Origin of the sequence: Nonomuraea sp. NPDC048881 (genome assembly GCF_040649795.1) — a bacterium.
Classification (GTDB): domain Bacteria; phylum Actinomycetota; class Actinomycetes; order Streptosporangiales; family Streptosporangiaceae; genus Nonomuraea.
Genome location: NZ_JBEZGC010000012.1, coordinates 115866 through 133775, shown reverse-complemented (window position 1 = coordinate 133775; position 17910 = coordinate 115866). Strand labels below are relative to the sequence as shown.

Here is a 17910-nt window from a genome sequence, read left to right as displayed (position 1 = left end):
TCGCTCGATCACCAGGTGACGGGCAGTTCGCGGACGCCGTAGAAGACGGCCTGCTGTTTGAACGCCAGCTCCTCCAGCGGCACGGCCGCCGCCAGCGTGGGGACGCGCCGGTAGAGCGTGCCGTAGACGACCTGCAGCTCCACCCGGGCCAGCGACTGCCCCAGGCACTGGTGGGCGCCGAACCCGAAGGCGACGTGATGGCGGACCGCGCGGCGGACGTCGAGGACGCCGGGGTCCGGGAAGGCCGCCGGGTCCCGGTTGGCGGTGCTCTTCACGACGACGATGCCCTCGCCCGCGCGGATCGTCGTGCCACCGACCTGAAGGTCCTCGCGGGCGACGCGGCGGGCCTCGGTGTGGGTGATGGACAGGTAGCGCAGGAGCTCCTCGACGGCGTTGGCCACCAGCGCCGGGTCGCCGTCGCGCACCGCCGCGAGCTGGTCGGGGTGCGCCAGCAGGGCGGCCGTGCCGAGCGCGATCATGTTGGCGGTGGTGTCGTGCCCGGCCACCAGCAGGAGCTGGCCCATCGTGGAGATCTCGGTCAGGGTCATCGCGCCCGTCCGGTACTGCTCCACGGCCAGCCTGCTGAGGACGTCGTCGCCCGGGTCGTCGCTCTTGGCCGCCACCAGCGCCTCCAGGTAGCCGTTCAGCTCCTCGGCGGCGGCCAGGGCCCGCGCGGGGTCGCCTTCGTCCATGACGAGCTCGGCCGCCGCCCGCTGGAAGAAGGCCCGGTCCGCGTAGGGCACGCCGAGCAGTTCGCAGATCGCCAGGGACGGGACGGGCAGCGCGACCGCCCGCACCAGGTCGGCCGGGTTGGGACCGGCGAGCAGGTCGTCGATGAGGTCGTCGACGATCCGCCGGATCCTGGGCCGCAGCGCCTCCATCTTCCTGATCATGAAGTCGGCGGTCAGCAGGCGCCGGTGCGCGGTGTGCTCGGGGGCGTCCATCTGCATCAGCGTCTTCATCCGCGCGTCGCGTGCCTTGCTCACCGCGTTGGTGTGCGGGAAGCCGGGCTCGGCCACGTCGACGCTGACGCGCGGATCGGCGAGCACCGCGCGGACGTCGTCGTAGCGGGTGACCAGCCAGGGGGTGGTGCCGCCCCACAGACGGACGCGTGAGACGGGCGCTTCCGCGCTGCGACGGGTCAGCTCGGGCGCCGGGTCGAACGGGCGGCCGGTCGCGCGGGGCATCGGGAACGTCACCGGATCCGGCAGGGCATCGGTCATGATCTCTCCTCACCTCGGTCGTGTCGTCCGCGCAGGGCCGAGGACGGCCACCGGCGGGAACCGTCGTGGTCCGCAGCGCTCATACGTCAAGGCTGTCGTTGAACCAGCCCCGGAGACTTCGGCCCGGGAGCGCCGGAAGAGCGGGCGGGAAAGCCTCAACCGGCGGTGGAAGCCGGGCGCACGGTCACTCGGATCGGGATCTCGCCGGCGGCTCAGCACGCCGTGACCGGAGCCGGCGTGATATACAACCAGGGCGAACGCTGGCCCGCATCGACCTTCTGGACACCATCCCGATGGCCAAGCACCTCATCCTCAGCCTGCCCAGCCACGAACCCGACACGTTGCCGGCGCACGTCGCCCCCTCTGCGAGATCGGTCCGAGAGGAAGGAAGGCATCATGACGACCACGAAAGAGCCGGAGCTCGTCGAGGTCCCGTTCTGGTTCGACCCGCTGTGCCCCTGGGCGTGGGTCACCTCGCGCTGGCTGCTGGAGGTCGAGAAGGTACGGCCGGTGCGCGCCGACTGGCGGGTCATGTCGCTGGCCCACCTGAACCTCGTCCAGCGCAAGGGCGAGGGGATGAGCGAGGACTACCGGAACCAGATGGAGAAGGCCTGGGGGCCGGTGCGGGTCTGCGCGGCCGCCGCCGAGCACGCCGGCCGCGGCGTTCTCGGCCCGCTGTACACCGCGATCGGCACCCGCTTCCACAACCAGAAGCGTCGCGACGACCCCACGGTCGTCACCGAAGCCCTCGCACAGGTGGGCCTGCCCGCCGCGTTGGCGGCAGCCGCCGACAGCGACGCGCTGGATCAGCTCATCAGGGACTCCCACGATGAGGCCTTCAACGAGGTGGGGCTCGACGTCGGAACTCCCGTTCTCCGCGTCGGCGGCATGGCCCTGTTCGGCCCGGTGATCAGGCAGGCGCCACGCGGCGAGGCAGCCGGCAGGCTCTGGGACGGCCTGGTCCTGGTCGCCGGGACGGAGGACTTCTTCGAGCTCAAGCGGAGCCGGGGGCGGGGCGTCAGACCGTCCTTCGACTGAGGGACGCCGCGGCTGACGGGTTCTGATCGCGGCCCGGCACGGCTCGCGCGATGCGCGGGCCGACGAGCCGCTCGGCCTCGCCGAGCGGGTACCAGGCCGCGTCCGTCACCTCTGACTCCTGGATCGGCCCCAGGTCCGCGTGCGTCACGAACGCGTACCCGATGTCGAGGTGATGGTGCGCCGGCTCGCCCTTCTGCGGTCGGGCCGGAACGCGGGCGTACTCGATGTAGACGGGGGTCTGCGACGCAGGCATGACCTGCGCGGGGTCGATCCCGGTCTCCTCCGCCAGCTCGCGCACCGCTGCGTCGATCAGTGAGGTGTCGGCCGGCTCCAGATGGCCGCCAGGCTGCAACAGGATCCCGTAGGCGCGGTGCTCGACGAGCAGGACCTCGGTGCCGTCGCGGACCAGCAGCGCGCCGGCGGTCACGTGCATCGGGAAGTTCCGCCGCGAGGCGAAATCGCGGCCCTCGGCCAGCAGGCGGAGCGGCTCGGACAGCAGCGCGGCCTCGTCCGGGAAACGCGAGAGGTGGTCCCGGACGGCGCTCGATATGTCCGCGTCAGTGATCGCCACAGGTCGCTCCCGCACCTGCCCGACGGGGCAGCTCCTGGTGACCGACGGCTGAGACGAGATGAGCGATGAGCACTGACACAGTCTGCTCCTTGACCGAGAGGAGGCTTCGCACCGTACAGGTGCGACCGGTCGGCGCGCGCCTGCCACGCCGACCAGATGGGACATCGGCCAGGTGAGACGCTGGACCGAGCAAGCGCGTGAGAGGTCCGGAGAAGGGGCCGTGCACGAAGCTGCTGGATCACGGACTGGTCCTCCTCGGCCAGGCGAGCTGATCGCCTTGGCGTCGCCGGGGATCTCCGTCCCGAGCGCCACGGTCGCCCCCCAGCGGCACGTGCCGGCTGAACGGGGCTGCCCGGCGCGGTGTTCCTCATGGTGCGCGTGCCGGCCGCAGCGGTCCGTCCCGGGCGGCGCGGGTTCGCCGGGGAGCTGATCGAGGGTCTGTCCGCGTTCGCCGGTCGCCGCTGGTTGTGGACGCTGACCGGCCTCCCGGCGCTGACGTCGGCATGCTGGGGAGCCGGGTTCACGGTCCTGGGGCCGCTGTACGCGGCACGCCACCTGGAGGGCGGTGCGGCGTCGTCGCCGGTGCGGCGGCCGCGTTCAGTGTTCGTGACGTACGCCGTCTCCGCAGCACCGCGGGCCCCGCGGGCGGCCGACGGTCTCACCCCGACTGCTGACGCAGGAAGCTGTCGTAGTCGGCGTGCGGTCCCAGCCCGACCTCGGCTCGCCGCTCATCGTTCGTCGGCGCCACCTCTGCGGCCGGAGGTCAGCGTCACGGGCAGTCGGAGCACGTCGGTGCCGATGAAGGAGGGCAGCGGCTGGAGATCCTGCGGGCCGGTGGCCAGCCGCAGATCGGGAAAGCGGTCGAACAGCGCGGGCAGAGCGACGCGTGCCTCCAGCCGGGCCAGCGGCGCGCCCAGGCAATGGTGCATGCCGTAGCCGAAGGCGAGGTGCGCCCGGTCGTGCCGGTCGATGTCGAAGCGGTCAGGATCGGCATTGACGGCAGGGTCACGCCCGTGAGCGCCGAAGCCGATGAGGACGAGGTCTCCGGCGCGGATGACGGTCTGCCCGTCCAAGGGGATGTCCGCGGTGGCGTAGCGCATCGGCAGATGCATGACGGGCGGGTGCCGGCGCAGACTCTCCTCTATGACGTCGTCCCAGCGTGCGGGGTCGCGGCGGGCGACAGCGAGCTGCTCGGGGTGGCTGAGCATGGCGATGACGGCATGGTCGAGCAGAGAAACGGTGGTCTCGCTGCCCGCGCCGATCATCAGGAGCAGCGTGCTGACGAGCTCGTCGTCGCTGAGCTGGTCGAGTCCGCTGTCCCTGGCGGTGATCAGCCGGCTGGTCATGTCGTCGCCGGGCTGGGCTCGTTTGGCCTCGATGAGACGGTGCATCGAGGCGATCATCTCTTGCTGGACGCGGGTCGTCTGCCCGGCCGACAGGCTGGTGTCCAGCACGGCGTCGATGGTGGCCAGCATGGCGGGCCGCTGGTCCGGCGGCACACCGAACAGGTCGCAGATGACCTGGGTGGGGACCTTGTAGGAGTAGCGTGCCCGCAGGTCCAGCACGTCGCCCGGAGCTTCGGCGGCCAGGGCGTCCAGCAACGTGGTGACGATGGCGGTGATCGGCTGCTGCATCGCCTCCACGCGGCGGGGCGTGAACGCCTTGCCGACCAGGTTCTTCAACCGCTGGTGGTCGGGGTCGTCGGTGGTGAACATGCTCTTCACGTCCACCCAGGCGGTGAGCCAGCCGATCGCGTAGGGGCGGTAGCCGGGCCAGGACTTGCGCGCGTCCTTGGAGACGTGGGGATTCGTCAGCAGGTGCTTGACGACGTCCCCGTCGGTCACCGACCAGGCGGTGAGGTCGCCGGGCAGTCGGACGGGCACGGCCGGTCCGGCGGCTCGTAAGGAGTCGGCCTGCTCATAGATGCGGCGTCCGCTGCTGTCGAGAACCACGGGCGTGGGGGTCACGCGTGCCTCCGGTGCGGGTGGGGGCTTCGGCGGGCTGATGGGACTCGGCGAAGGGGTTCGCCTTGTTGTGCGGCGAAGCTCACGCCGAGCGCTGCGCGGCAATTGCGGACAGGCCGGGCCGGTTGTGCCCGCCCTCTCCTCTCAGTTCAAAATTCCACGCCTTGACGAGGATCGTTTCAAGGGCCATGCCCACGGCCGCCTGGGCCGCCCTCCTCGACGAGCCCGCCGCGACGGCCACGCCAGAGCCCCCGGCCCTCTCGCAGTTCGAGGGGGCCGGGGGCTCGCGGCGGTGCTCGTTCAGGCGGAGGGGGTCAGCCTCACGTAGCTGACCTCGACGTTCAGATAGGTGGCGGCGCCGTAGTCATGGCCACGGATGGCCAGGAGGTTGCAGCGCTCCAGGTGCCTGGCGGGTAGGACGACGTTGATGGCGCCCGCGGCGCAGCGGCCGCTCCTGACGGTCTGGACGAGGCGGCCGTTGAAGTAGACCCTCGCATCGTTGTCGATCGTTCCCTGAATGCGGACCAGTCGTGCGTTGCGCGGGATGTGCACCCAGTGGCGTACCAGGATGTCGGTGTTCACCGCCCAGGACGTCTTGACGTTGGTGGAATTGTTCCACGCGCAGGTGCCGTTGGTGGTGCCGAATCCTTCTTGCCCGCTCGCCCAGTCGCCGTCGTCGAAGTCCGGCTCGTAGAAACGCGGGGCGTTGGCCCCGGACGGCACCTGGAGGTATTTCCAGTCGGTGCTGTTGTAGCCGAGTACGGTGACGACATTCTGCCGCGTTGCGGCACGGGAGGCTGACGCCGACGCCGGAGCGGGCAGGGCCACGGTGGCCAGCAGCGAGCCGGCCGCGAGGCCGGCGGGAAGGAAACGCAGCAGTTTCTTGAACATGGCGATCTTCCTCCGTCGATTGTGCGAAATGTCGATTCTGCAGCCGCCGAAAGCGACATGTCTATCCATGTCGCAAATCTGCCGCCTAGCATCCCGGCCGGAATGGGTAAATCGAATCATAATTTGAGCACACACCGACAGATAAGGCAATGGCAAAGAAAGGCCGACGAGAGGAGGCGGGCGCATTTATAAACAAAGAGGAATTTCCCGATATGCCGAATATGAGCGCCTACTCCGCAGACACAGCCGTCCGGTGACACGGGCCGATCGTCAGGCGGGCACCAGGAGGGTGGTGAGCAGGTCGTCCAGGGTGACGAGGCCGATGACCGCGCCGGCGTCGTCGCGGATCAGGGCGATCTGGCTGTGCGCGGCGCGCAGCCGGGCGACCGCGTCGGCGACCGAGGTCTGCTGAGGCAGGTCCGGCACGCGGTAGGCGAGCTGAGCGGCGGTGGTGGCGGTGCCGCGCCGGCGGGCCAGGTAGGCGTCGCGCAGGTGCACGACCCCGCTCGGCCCGGCGTCGGACCACACGATCAGCCGGGTGAGCCCGGACCGGTTGCAGGCGTCGATGACGTCCTGGGCGGCGGCGGTGGCGGGGACGCCGATGATCTGCTCGGCCGGCGTGATCAGCGCGGTGATGCCGGACTGCGGCGCCCGCAGGGCCTGGCTGAGCACGACGTGGTCGTCCGGCTCGATCAGGCCGAGCCGGCGTGACTCCTCCACCAGGTGCCGGAGCTGGTCGGGGGTGCGCGCCTTGGCGCCCGCCTCGTCCGGACGGACGCCGAACAGCCGCAGCAGCCCGTTGGTGACGGCGTTCAACGCGCTGATCAGCGGACGGACCAGCAGGGTGAAGCCGCGGAACGGCAGCGCGAGCAGGGTGGCCGAGCGCTCGGGGTGGGCGATGGCCCAGGACTTGGGCGCCATCTCGCCGAGCACCATGTGCAGGAACGTCACGACCGCCAGCGCGATGACGAACGCCACCGCGTGCGCGGCGGCCTCGGGCAGGCCGACGGCGTCGAAGAGCGGGACGAGGGTGCCGGCGATCAGCGGTTCGGACACCACGCCGAGCCCGAGCGAGCACAGCGTGATGCCGAGCTGCGCCCCGGCCAGCATGAGCGACAGCTCCTTGATCCCCGACAGGGCGGCGGAGGCGGCCTTGCTCCCCTGCGCGGCGGCCTTCTCCAGACGGTGCCGCTTGGCGGCGACCAGGGCGAACTCGGCGGCGACGAAGAAGCCGTTGCCGATCAGCAGCAGCAGGGTGAGCAGCAGCCCGACGGACAGGTTCATGCCTGCTCCTGCGATTCGTCACGATAGGGGGTCAGGCGGACGCGGTCGGGCACGTGCCGGTCCAGCGTCAGCACCTCGATGCGGGCGTGCGTGGGGGCATGGGGGTCGAGGGTGGCCGGCAGGTCGGCGATGATGACGTCGCCGGGGACGGCGAAGCGGCCCAGCCGGTGCAGGATGAGCCCGGCCAGGGTGTCGTACTCGTCCTCGTCGGGCAGGTTCACGTCCGTCTCCAGAGCGATCTCGTCGATGCGCAGGGCGGCGTCCAGTTCCCAGCCGTCGCCCTGGCGCACTGCCCGGGGGGTGTCGGCGTCGTTCTCGTCGGCGATCTCGCCGACCAGTTCCTCGGCGACGTCCTCCCAGGTGACCAGTCCGGCCAGGCCGCCGTGCTCGTCCACCACGCAGGCCACTTCCTCGCCGCGCGTGTGCATCTGGGCCACCAGGTCCGGCAGGTTGATCGAGAAGGGCACGATCAGCACGTCGCGGGCGAGGTCGGCGACGCGGGTGGCGGCGGCCTTCTCGACCGGGACGGCGGCCAGGTCGCCCAGGCTGACCAGGCCGATCACCTCGTCGAGGGTGGCGCCGAGCACCGGGTAGTGGGTGTGGCCGTGGGCGGCGACGATCTCGTCCAGGTCCGGCACGGTGGCCGCGCCGGTCACGGCGACCACCTCCACGCGTGGCACCATCACTTCCTCGGCGGTGTGGTCGGAGAAGGCCAGGGCCCGTTCGAGCACGTCGGCGTGGCTGCCGGGCAGGTGGCCGTGGGCCTCGGACTCGCCGATGATGTGGCCCAGCTCCTCCAGGGTGGCGCCGTGGTGCAGTTCCTCGACCGGCTCGATGCCGACGGCGCGCAGCAGTCTGTTGGCGGCGGTGTCGAACAGCTTGACGACCGGTCCGGCGATGGCCAGGTAGACCAGGGTGGAGCCGGCCAGGGCGCGAGCCAGCGGCTCCGGACGGGCCAGTGCCAGGTTCTTGGGCGCGAGCTCGCCCAGCACCATCTGGATCACGGTGGCCAGCGCGAACCCGATGCCGAGCGCGATGCCGCCGATCGCCGCCTGCGGCACCCCGGCCGCCTCCAGCGCGGGGGCGATCAGCTCGGCCAGCGCGGGCCTGGCGATGAAACCCACGATCAGAGCGGTGACGGTGATGCCGAGTTGCGCGCCGGACAACATGAACGACAGCCGTTCCATCACCTTGACCGCCTTGGCCGCCTTCTTGTCACCGGCGGCGGCCCGCTGGGACAGGGCGAGCCGGTCGGCGCTGACGTAGGCGAACTCCTGGGCGACGAAGTAGCCGGTGGCGAGGGTGAGCAGGACGATGGCCACCAGGCCGAGGGCGACACTCATCGCGGCTGTGCACCCCGCAGACGAAGGCCGTACCTGAGGCTGGGGCTACTGCTCGGGTCCGCTGACACGGACACCACCACCGATCCTTCCCGTTTCGTGTTCTCCGCCGCAGCGCGTCGGCTGCGGCTTCCTGGTCCGGACGTTACCGACCCCGGACAGGCCAATCCTGACCGGGGCGTCTTCTCCCAGGTCAACGCATATGGGCGAGCGTAAGTGCCGGTTGCGATCCGCGTCTCAGCCGGGTTCGGTTGCATGGGGAGCCTCTCGTCGCCTCTACCATGATCAGCGATTTGTGATCTTCACTGTGAGGAGCGATCCAGTGTCGTCCGGGCAAGAACGCGTGCGGGCCGTGCTCGAACACCGGCTCACCCAGCGGGCCGTCATCGGCGTCATCGTGCTCAACGCGGCCACGATCGGCTGCGAGACCAGCGCCTACCTGATGGACCGGGCCGGTGGTCTCCTGCACGCCGTCGACCGGATCGCGCTGGCCGTCTTCACCGTGGAGATCGCCGCCCGGCTGTTCGCCTACCGCCGCGCGTTCTTCGCCGACCCGTGGAACTGGTTCGACACGGTCATCGTGGCGATCGCGCTCGTCCCGGCCTCCGGCCCGGCCTCGGTGCTGCGGGCGCTGCGCATCCTGAGGGCGCTGCGCCTGGTCTCGGCGGTGCCCAGCATGCGCCGCGTGGTCAGCGCGTTGTTGTCGGCGGTGCCCGGGATGGCCTCCATCATCGGCCTGCTCGTCCTGATGATCTACATCGCCGGGGTGATCGCGACCAAGCTGTTCGGCGAGATCATGCCCGAACGGTTCGACGAACTGCCCCGCTCGCTGTTCACCCTATTCCAGATCATGACCGGCGACGACTGGGGCAACGTCGCCCAGGCGGTCATGGAGCACAAGCCGTGGGCGTGGGTCTTCTTCATCGCCTACATCCTGATGTCCACCTTCGTGGCGCTGAACCTGTTCATCGCGGTGGTGGTCAACGCCATGAACGACGCCGAGCCGTCCCCGGCCGAAGCGCGGACCCAGGCCGAGCTGGCGGAGGTGAAGCAGCAGCTGGCGGCGGTGAACGCCAAACTCGACCAGCTGCTGCTGTCGCGCGAGGCGGTCACGACCGACGGCCGCGCCGACGCGAACTGACCAGCCATCGGTGGCGATCGAAGGAGGCGACGAGCCCGCCTGACGGAACACGGCTCAGTCGCCCCAGGCCCACAGGCAGAGGTCGAGCATGCACACCAGCGCCCACATGACGAGTGCGGCGACTCGTTGACGCTCCCCTGCGCGCATGTGTTCGCCCCAGCGGTTCGACGGCCATGACAGTTGCTACATTGCGCAACTCTACAACCTTCTGCGGCGGTTGAGGACGGCCAGCGCCCCGCCGTACAGAACGGCCACGAGCACCAGCCACAGACAGCAGGACACCGGACGCTGGGCGGGGATCGTGTTCTCGCCGTGTTCCAGCAGGCGGGCCTCGGCCTGCTCCTCCGTCAGGCCGCGTGGCCCGGTGTCCAGCAGGCGCAGGGTCTGGAGCTGGCTCAGCGGGGCCGGACCGGAGCCGGGCGTGGTCGGCGCGTCAGGCGCCCAGACCATGGACGCGTCCTCCGGAGGCGCCGGCCCGTTGCGAGAGCCGTCCGACGAGCCCGCGCACGGTGGCCACGACGTCCTCGTCGTCGATCAGGTAGACGACCCTGCGGCCCTCCCGGCGGGAGCGGACCAGGCCGGCCAGTTTCAGCTTGGCCAGGTGCTGGCTGATCGCCGGCAGCGCGCCCCCCACCCGCTCGGCCAGCCCGGACACGTCGCACTCGCCCTGCGCCAGCGCCCACACGATGTGCAGCCTGGGCGGCGAGGCCAGCAGCGCGAAGGCGGCCGCAGCCTCGGCCAGCACTTCGGCGGGCGGATCAGGGGTCTTTGCGCCGGCCACCTTCACTCCTTCTTCGGACAGGTGCCAAGTCTAGGCGCGCGGCGCGGCGGCTCCCGAGCGTCGCGTCAGTCACCGGCCGTCCTGCCGCGCCCCGGCCCGCAGCCTGGCCGCCTGGTCCTCCAGACGCCGGGCCTGCTCCTCCAGCGAGGGGGCCGGCTCTCCGCCCAACCGAGGTCGGCCATGGTGTCGTCCTTGCTGAGCAGGCGTTCTGTCAGCTATACGGTGAGGAGTTCCACGTCCACCGGGCCGTTCTGCGCCTTGGCGGGGACGGCGAGCGGCGTGAACAGCGCGCCCAGCCTGTTCACCGTCTCGGGGATGATCCGGTAGTAGACCCAGGTGCCGCGGCGTTCGCCGTCGATCAGCCCGGCGGTGCGCAGCACCTTCAAGTGGTGGGAGATGGTGGGAGCGGTCAGGTCGAAGACGCCGGTCAGGTCGCACACGCACGCCTCGCCGCCGGGGTGGGAGCCGATCAGCGACAGCAGGCGCAGCCGTACCGGGTCGGCGACGGCCTTGAGCAGGGCGGCCAGTTCGGCGGCGTCGGCCTCGCCGAGCGGCTCGCGGGCGATCGGCGCACAGCACTGGGCGGTGGCGGGGGCGGCCATGGCGTGACTCCTTAATTCGATGCCGGTCTAAATCATAGGCGGTGGCAGGCGACCGGCGCGAACGCGGAGACGGCACACGCCACGGCCGTGGCGCGGCGTCCCTCTCAGCCGCAGCAGCCGCCGCCGGACTCGGCACCGGCACCGGCCGGGGCACTGACGGTGGCGAGCGGGAGCGGGGCCGACAGCAGGCCGCCGCTTAGGCCCGTGGCCAGGCCGGCCCGCCGCTCCTGGTCCTCGGCCGGGCTGGACGAGCACACCCCGGTCTCTGGCAGGTCGAGCCGCACGTCGCGGGCGGCCTGCCAGTCGCCGGCCAGCGCGGCGACGACGGAGCGGGCCTGCTCGTACCCGGTGGCGAGCAGGAAGGTGGGGGCGCGGCCGTAGCTCTTGACGCCGATGGCGTAGTAGCCGGGCTCGGGGTGGGCCAGCTCGTCCACGCCGTGCGGCGGGACGGTGCCGCAGGAGTGCCGGTTGGGGTCGATGAGCGGGGCCAGGGCCCGGGTGGAGCCGAGCACCGGGTCCAGGTCGAGACGCAGTTCCGTGGCGATGGAGTGGTCGGGACGGTAGCCGGTCGCGCTGACGATCCGGTCCACGATGATCGACTGCTCGGCGCCGGAGGGGGCGCGGCTGGTCACTTCGACGCCGTCGCCGGTGGCGCGTACCTGGTGGGTGAAGAAGCCGGTCAGCAACGTGATGCGACCGGAGGCGACGTGGGCGCGCAGGCGGGTGCCGAGCGCGCCGCGGGCCGGGAGGGCGTCGGCGTCGCCGCCGCCGTAGGCGCGGCCGGCGTCGCCCGCGCGGATGGCCCAGGTGATCGGGGTGTCGTCCAGCTGGGCCAGGGCGAGCAGCGTGGTGGCGGCCGAGTGGCCGGCGCCGACGACCAGGACGCGCCTGCCCTCGTAGCGGTGGCGGTCGGCGCCGAGGACGTCGGGCAGGGCGTGGTCGACGGGCACGTCGTCCTCGCCGTGGGCGGGCAGGCCGGCGGCGCCCAGCACGTTCGGCGTGCTCCAGGTTCCGGAGGCGTCGATGATCGCGCCTGCCCGCAGTTCGCCGCCGTCGGCCAGGCGGATCAGGAAGGGGGCCTGCTCGCGGCCCGCCGTGCGTACGCGGTCGTGGCCGAGGCGGCTGATGGCGGTCACTCGTGCGTTCGTGCGTACCCGGTCGCCGAGCAGCTCGGCCAGCGGGGCGAGGTAGCCGGCGACGATCTCGGCGCCGGTCGGCAGCCGTTCGGGGTCGGGCGCGGTCCAGCCGTCGGCCTCCAGCAGGCGGCGGGCGGCGGCGTCGATGTCGTACTTCCAGGGGCTGAACACCCGTACGTGCCCCCACTGCGCGATCGACGCGGCGACCCGATCGCCGGCCTCCAGGACCAGGAAGTCGATGCCGCGCTCGGTCAGGTGCGCGGCGGCGGCCAGGCCGACGGGGCCCGCGCCGATCACGACCACGGGCAGGTCGTTTCGCCACCCTGAGGTGGCCTGCCGAGGGGCCGTGAGCTGCTCGATCGCGATCGTGGCGGGGCCGCAGCAACTGTCGCTCATGACTGTTTCTCCAGGTGGCGAGAGAGGGGTCAGCGGAAGGAGGGGAACGTGACGTAGAGGCGGGCACGCTCGACGGACGGGCGGCGGCTGAACGGAGCGCGCATCACGCAACCTCCTGAATAGAAGTTCATCTAAGCAGGAGTCATCATGTGCCACTGTTTCGACAGAAGTCAAATCAGCACCACGTGCGCGGCGATGCCGCGGATCGGGTCAGGTCAGTTCCAGGGCCACCTCCAGGCGCAGGTAGGCGTCGACCCAGGTCTGCTCGGCCGCATCGCCCGAGTCCTGGGACCGCGCCGCCGCGAACGCCGTGACGGCCCGCGCGATGCGATGGAGCCCGAGCGTGGTCAGCCGCCGCGCGGCGGTGCCGAGGCGGGCGTCGTAGGTCGGCGGCAGGTGGGACAGGCCGTGGTGGGCCGCTTCCGCGAGCAGCCCGCGAGTGTCGATCAGCACGGCGGTCAGCGGGTCGTGCCGGACGTCCTCGGCGGCCGCGAGCCGGCCGCCGCCGGCGGGTCGCAGGTCGGGCACGACGACCCGGCCGCCGGCGGCCAGGCCGATGGGGTCGATGACGACGCCGCCCGCGGTACGGCCGACCACCCCGCTGACGAAACGCAGCTCGCCTTCCTCCCCGGCGAGCACGGCGGCCAGCGAGTCGAGGCGGCCGGGGGCGGCCCCGGTGTGGGTGGCGGTGACGGTGGCGAGGTTGCCCGCCTGGTCGGCGATGAGGGCGTCGAGGCGCTGGTCACCGGCGGCGTAGGTCATGGCCACCACCTCGGAGACGGCGACGACGCGGACCAGCTCCGCTTCGACGCGCGGGCGGACGGGCCGGAGCGTGAGGGCGTCGAGTTCCCGGCCGAGCGCGGCGAGGTCGGTCACCACCAGGGACGGCGAGAGCCCACCCCAGTCGCCCCGCGACGGGCTGACCGTCGTTCTGGCGATCCGCCCGGTGGCCAGCCGCACGGTACGGCTGGCGCTGCGGACGGCGGATTCCGTGACGAGGTTGCCGGTGGCCAGGGCGGCCAGCGTGGAGCCGGCGACGCGTCGCCGTGCCAGGGCGGCGCCGTCGCCGTCGTCTCCGTCCCGTTCGCCGTCCCATTCGCGGCGGAGTACCAGGACCATCGCGCTGTCGCCGTGGGCCAGGTAGATCTCGGCGATCCGCCGGTCGCCGGCGCTGCGGATCCGGCAGCCCAGGCTCTCCAGGCGGGCCCGGCGCAACGGGGTCTCGGCGGCCTCTGCGGTTCCCAGCACGCTGCTGCGGAGGGTGGCGTCGGGGCGGGTCACGGCCCGGTGCCGGGCGTGCAGCTCGACGAGGTGGCTCGCGAGCAGTTCGGGACGGTAGTGGGCGCCGCGGTCGCGGTAGGCGGCCAGCTGCTCGGCGAGGTCGCCGACGGCCAGCAGCGGCCAGCGCGATCCGGCGGCGTCCAGATGGCGCTGTACGTCGGCGATGGTGGCCGCCAGTCCCTGGCCGAGGTGCGCCGCGCCGTCGCGCAGGACCGTGCCGGCCAGCCCCAGGGCCCGCTCCAGCCCGGATCCGGCGCCGGTCCCGGCTTCGCCGCCGACGTCGACCCGTGCCTCCGGCGTCCCGGGATGCAACTCGTCGGCGACCCGGAACGCCCACACGGCGAGGGCGATGACGTCGTCGCGGCTGCCCGCGACGGCGTCGGTGTGCACGAAGCCGAGGTCGCCGGGGATCAGGAAACGCACGGTCGCGGTGGCGAGCTCGACCTGCGGCGCGGGATCGGCAGCGGTGGCGCGGCGCACGCGGGCGGTGTATCCGGCCCGTTCGGTACGGCGGGCGGCGGCCATCAGGCGGGCGCCGATCCTGGCGGTCAGCTCGTCGTCGCTCACCTGCCCCGGCGACCAGGCGGAGGGTCCCGGGACGGGGCCCTCCGCCTGCGGATGCTCGACGGTCTCGACGGCCGCGGCGTGCTGGTGCTGGTACGCCAGCACCACCCCGACGACATGCCGGCAGACCCCGGTGGCGCCGCACGTGCAGCGGGCCGCGTCGAGGCCGCCGGGTGGCAGGCTCGCGGTCGGCCCGCCCGCGAAGTCGCCGTGCACGGTCCCGTCGGCGTCGGTACGCAGGTCCGGCGCGGCCTCCTTGCCCGCCCGCTTGACCAGGCCGCGGTTGGTGAGCGCGGCGAGGGAGTCGGTGGTGAGCCCGAGCAGATCCGTTCTCATCGGCCCACGTGCTCCGCGACGAAGGACGCCAGCTCGCCGGGGGTCATCGCGCCCACGTACGCCCCGGCGTCGGCCAGGCGTTGCGCGAGCTCCCGGTCGTAGTCGGGGTTGGCCTGCTCGTCGAGGGCGGCCAGGCCGAGGACCTTGCTGCCCTGCTCGACCAGGTCACGCACGATGCGTACCAGCCGGTGACGATCTCCGCCCTCGTAGAAGTCGGAGATCAGCACGACGACGGCCCGCCGCGGCTGGTCCACCAGCCCGGCGCCGTACGCGGCCGCGCGGGCGATGTCGGTGCCGCCGCCGAGCTGGACCTTCATGAGCAGTTCCACGGGATCGTCCACGTCGGAGGTCAGGTCCACCACGTCGGTGTCGAAGGCGACCAGGTGGGTGCGTACGCCGGGCAGGCCCCACAGGCAGGCCGCGGTGACCGCCGAGTGGATCACCGAGTCCGTCATCGAGCCGGACTGGTCGACGAGCAGGATCACCTGCCACTGTTCGAGGTGGCGGCGGGTGCGGGAGAAGAACAGCGGGGTCTCGATCACGACCTTGCCGGTGTCGGGCTGGTAGCGGCCGAGGTTGGCGCGCAGGGTCCGGACCATGTCGAAGTTGCGGGCCTGCCGCAGCCGGCCCGGCCGGCGCGCTCTCGTGCCCGAGAAGGCGCTGCGCACCTCGGTGGCGAGCTTGTCCATGAGCTGCCGGACGACCTGCTCCACGATGCGCCTGGCCAGCCGCAACACCTGCGGGTTCATCAGGTGTTTGGTGTGCAGGACCGCCTTGAGCAGCGCGGGGTTGGGCTCGATGCGGGCGAGCACGTCGGGGTCGGTGACGAGGTCGTGGATCTCGTAGCGTTCGACGGCGTCGCGTTGCAGGCGTTCGACGGTCTCCTTGGGGAACAGGCGGGTGATGTCGTCGAGCCAGTCGAAGGTGGTCAGGTTCGACGGGCCGCTTCCGGCCTGCCGCCGTACGCCGCGCCTGCGCAGCTCCTCGTCGCGGCCGTACAGCCAGTCCATGGCGACGTCGCGGCCGGCGGCCGCCTCGTCGAGCTGCCCGCCGCCGAGGCAGGCGCCGCCGGCCTCGCCGAGCAGCAGCCGCCACCGTACGAGGGTGGGGTCGGTCATGGCGTGATCAGTCCCTCCCGGCGCAGTGCCGCATCGACTCGTTCGTCCAGTGCCATGCCTGCGGCCACCAGTTCCGGCGCCGCCTCCAGCCGCATCAGGTCCCACGCGGACGCGCCCGCGCCGGAGCGCAGTTCGACCAGGCGGGTGGCGATGAGGTGCCGCTCGCGGGGCGGGAAGTAGCCGAACGCCTGGCGCAGCGCCGGCAGGGCCACCAGGAAGTCGTGGTCGCTCATCGCCGCGACCAGCTCGTCGAGCAGCTCCAGCATGCCGCCGGTGTGCAGGACCTCCTCGCGGGCGAGCGCGAACAGCCCGGCCAGCCAGTCGCCGGCCGACGCGGGGACGAACGCGCCGCGTACCGCCCACGCGGGGTCCGCGGCGGCGGTGCCACGCAGTGACCAGCCCAGCCCGAGCGCCGCTCCGCGCAGGTCGGGCGGCGCGTCCTGGCAGGCGGCGACGCGGTCGGCGACGCCCAGCGCCGCGTCCAGGTCCAGGCCCAGCGGCGGCCCGGCGTGCCTGAGCGCGTCGCGGACGGCGGCCATGGCGCCGATGCGCCGCGGATCGGCGGGGACGGGCCCGCCGCGCACGCCCTCGGCCAGCCACAACACCCGGAGGGCGGCGGCCCGGACCACGGTCCCCAAGGTGGTGCTGCCGCTGGTGGCGAACAGCTCGTCGTGGCGCCACATCGCCAGGGCGACGGTGAGCGTGCGGCCCAGCGAGCCCAGGTCGGCCGCCGCGGCGATCGCCCGCGCGAGGTCGTCGAGCACCTGCCCCGCCAGCTCGCCGATGCCGCACAGCGCGGCGTCGAACAGCACGTCGGCCAGCCGGTCCAGGTCGGCGCCCCTGATCCGCTCGGCGAGCACGGAGGCCGCCGCCTCCTGCGGGTCGACGCCGTACCCGCCTGCCTCGATCAGGGCGGGCAGGCGGTCGTCGGTCTCGCTCAACGTCCACTGTTCGACCAGCTCGGCGCCGCCCGCGGGGCGGGGTCCCGCGGTGCGGACGACGCCCGGGATGCCCAGGACGCGCAGCCTGTGCAGGAAGCGGCTGCGCGCGCGGCCGGCTTGCCCGCCGAGGTCGAGCCGTTCGTCGCCGGGGCCGCCCAGCTCGGCGAGCACCGTGTGGACCAGCGGCGGCAGCGGGGTCGAGGGGTGCAGGCGGCCTGCCCGGTCACCGCTGAGCGCCGCGATCATCTCCACGACGACCGGGTGGTGGCCCGCCTGGAGGGGCCCGCGGGACGCCCAGGGCAGCGGGATCTCGATCGCCTCGCCGACCAGCGCGGTGGCCAGGCCGTCGAGCACGTCGACGCGGGCCGGATGCGGGTGACCGCGCATCAGCGCGATCCCGTCGGCGGTGGCGCGCGCGGCGATCAGATCGGCGGTGGAGACCTGCCGGCGCCGGGCGCGCAGCCGGGCCGTCACCGCCTCGACGAGCCTGCGGGCGGCTCCGTCGGGGCCGTGCTCCCACAGGTCCTGGTAGTAGCCGGGCGACGGCATGCCCGACTGGTAGCCGTCGAAGGCGTCCAGCCGGCGGAACGAGTACGGCACCAGGTAGCTGCCGACCGCCGCCCCCTCGGGCGGTTGCGGCACCTCCGGCCAGCTCCGCTCGCCCTGCTCGGCCAGCCGGATCAGCGCGGGACGGTGGAAGCCGCCCGTGACCACGACCACCGGCCGCTCGCCCGCGTCGCCGGCGGCCGCCCGGATCCACTGCGCCATGTACGCCTCGCGGGCCGTGTCGCCAGGATCGGCCCCGGTGTCGCCGCGTACGAGGTCGAAGTAGGTGGCCAGCCGTTCGGCCAGCCCGTCGGCCGGTTCGATCTCGAACAGGTGGTCCCACAACGCGTCCATGTTGTCCACGGCGAAGGCGCGGCAGAGCCGCCGGGTCGCCTCGGCGTAGCGGGCCTCGGCGTCGGCGTACCGGTTGCTGACGTCCGCCAGCGCGGGATGCCAGGCGGGCAGGTCGATGAAGCGCAGCTCGGCGCCGGCCGCGCGGCCCGCGGTCAGCGCCGCCCACTCCGGGGAGTAGTCGCACAGCGGCGTCCATGAACCGTGGCGCCGCTCGTGGTCGCGGTAGCCGGTGTGGACGGCGATCGGCAGCTCGTGGCCGAGCAGGAGCTCGTCCATCCGGTCGTTCATCTCCGCCGGGCCTTCGACCAGCACGTACGCGGGACGTACGGAACGGATGGTGTCGGCGACCAGCCGGGCGCAGGCGGGACTGTGGTGCCGCACGCCGAGGAAGATGACCGTCATC

Annotated in this window: 15 protein-coding genes; 2 read left to right on the top strand and 13 right to left on the bottom strand. The window is 72.4% G+C overall.

Features of this window, described 5'->3' with window-relative positions; translation table 11 throughout:
* Nucleotides 1-8: 8 nt before the first annotated feature.
* Nucleotides 9-1223: a cytochrome P450 gene (locus tag AB0C33_RS35280; RefSeq protein ID WP_358295360.1), complete on the bottom strand. Its 1215-nt coding sequence runs from the start codon at nt 1221-1223 to the stop codon at nt 9-11.
* Between the two features lie 396 nt (nt 1224-1619).
* Here AB0C33_RS35280 and AB0C33_RS35275 point away from each other — a divergent pair, with 396 nt between their 5' ends.
* Nucleotides 1620-2261, top strand: a complete 642-nt coding sequence (locus AB0C33_RS35275) for a DsbA family protein (protein WP_358295357.1) — start codon at nt 1620-1622, stop codon at nt 2259-2261.
* On the opposite strand, the gene AB0C33_RS35270 is transcribed toward AB0C33_RS35275, so the two are convergent.
* The 5 genes from AB0C33_RS35270 to AB0C33_RS35250 all read right to left on the bottom strand — a co-directional run bounded on the left by AB0C33_RS35270 (nt 2242) and on the right by AB0C33_RS35250 (nt 8314).
* Nucleotides 2242-2832 carry an NUDIX domain-containing protein gene (locus AB0C33_RS35270; protein WP_358295354.1) on the bottom strand — a complete coding sequence of 197 codons (591 nt, stop codon included), beginning with the start codon at nt 2830-2832 and terminating at the stop codon, nt 2242-2244. The two genes, AB0C33_RS35275 and AB0C33_RS35270, sit on opposite strands and share 20 nt — an antisense overlap.
* Nucleotides 2833-3560: 728 nt before the next feature.
* Nucleotides 3561-4799 (bottom strand): cytochrome P450, encoded by a 1239-nt coding sequence (locus AB0C33_RS35265; RefSeq protein ID WP_358295351.1) that lies wholly within the window; start codon nt 4797-4799, stop codon nt 3561-3563.
* 297 nt (nt 4800-5096) lie between these two features.
* Nucleotides 5097-5756: a hypothetical protein gene (locus AB0C33_RS35260; protein WP_358295348.1), complete on the bottom strand. Its 660-nt coding sequence runs from the start codon at nt 5754-5756 to the stop codon at nt 5097-5099.
* Between the two features lie 201 nt (nt 5757-5957).
* Nucleotides 5958-6971: a hemolysin family protein gene (locus AB0C33_RS35255; protein WP_358295345.1), complete on the bottom strand. Its 1014-nt coding sequence runs from the start codon at nt 6969-6971 to the stop codon at nt 5958-5960.
* Nucleotides 6968-8314 (bottom strand): hemolysin family protein, encoded by a 1347-nt coding sequence (locus AB0C33_RS35250; RefSeq protein ID WP_358295343.1) that lies wholly within the window; start codon nt 8312-8314, stop codon nt 6968-6970. The genes AB0C33_RS35255 and AB0C33_RS35250 overlap by 4 nt, the downstream gene beginning before the upstream one ends.
* Nucleotides 8315-8633: 319 nt before the next feature.
* On the opposite strand from AB0C33_RS35250, the gene AB0C33_RS35245 reads away from it, so the two are divergent.
* Nucleotides 8634-9452 carry an ion transporter gene (locus AB0C33_RS35245; RefSeq protein WP_358295340.1) on the top strand — a complete coding sequence of 273 codons (819 nt, stop codon included), beginning with the start codon at nt 8634-8636 and terminating at the stop codon, nt 9450-9452.
* 198 nt (nt 9453-9650) lie between these two features.
* Here the strand turns inward: AB0C33_RS35245 and AB0C33_RS35240 are convergent, their stop codons facing one another.
* The 7 genes from AB0C33_RS35240 to AB0C33_RS35210 all read right to left on the bottom strand — a co-directional run bounded on the left by AB0C33_RS35240 (nt 9651) and on the right by AB0C33_RS35210 (nt 17909).
* Nucleotides 9651-9902 (bottom strand): cation-transporting P-type ATPase, encoded by a 252-nt coding sequence (locus AB0C33_RS35240; protein ID WP_358295337.1) that lies wholly within the window; start codon nt 9900-9902, stop codon nt 9651-9653.
* A complete protein-coding gene (locus AB0C33_RS35235) occupies nt 9886-10233 on the bottom strand; it encodes a metalloregulator ArsR/SmtB family transcription factor (RefSeq protein ID WP_352359749.1) in 348 nt (115 codons plus the stop codon). The genes AB0C33_RS35240 and AB0C33_RS35235 overlap by 17 nt, the downstream gene beginning before the upstream one ends.
* A 215-nt stretch (nt 10234-10448) precedes the next feature.
* Nucleotides 10449-10835: a metalloregulator ArsR/SmtB family transcription factor gene (locus AB0C33_RS35230; protein ID WP_358295334.1), complete on the bottom strand. Its 387-nt coding sequence runs from the start codon at nt 10833-10835 to the stop codon at nt 10449-10451.
* 104 nt (nt 10836-10939) lie between these two features.
* A complete protein-coding gene (locus AB0C33_RS35225) occupies nt 10940-12367 on the bottom strand; it encodes an FAD-dependent oxidoreductase (protein WP_358295331.1) in 1428 nt (475 codons plus the stop codon).
* A 210-nt stretch (nt 12368-12577) separates the two neighbouring features.
* Nucleotides 12578-14548, bottom strand: coding sequence for a hypothetical protein (locus AB0C33_RS35220; RefSeq protein ID WP_358295327.1), 1971 nt, complete (start codon nt 14546-14548; stop codon nt 12578-12580).
* A complete protein-coding gene (locus AB0C33_RS35215) occupies nt 14545-15666 on the bottom strand; it encodes a VWA domain-containing protein (protein ID WP_358295324.1) in 1122 nt (373 codons plus the stop codon). Before AB0C33_RS35215 ends, AB0C33_RS35220 begins: the two co-directional genes overlap by 4 nt.
* Entirely contained in the window at nt 15663-17909 is a 2247-nt protein-coding gene (locus AB0C33_RS35210; RefSeq protein WP_358295321.1) for a DUF5682 family protein, read from the bottom strand. Before AB0C33_RS35210 ends, AB0C33_RS35215 begins: the two co-directional genes overlap by 4 nt.
* Nucleotide 17910: the final 1 nt, after the last annotated feature.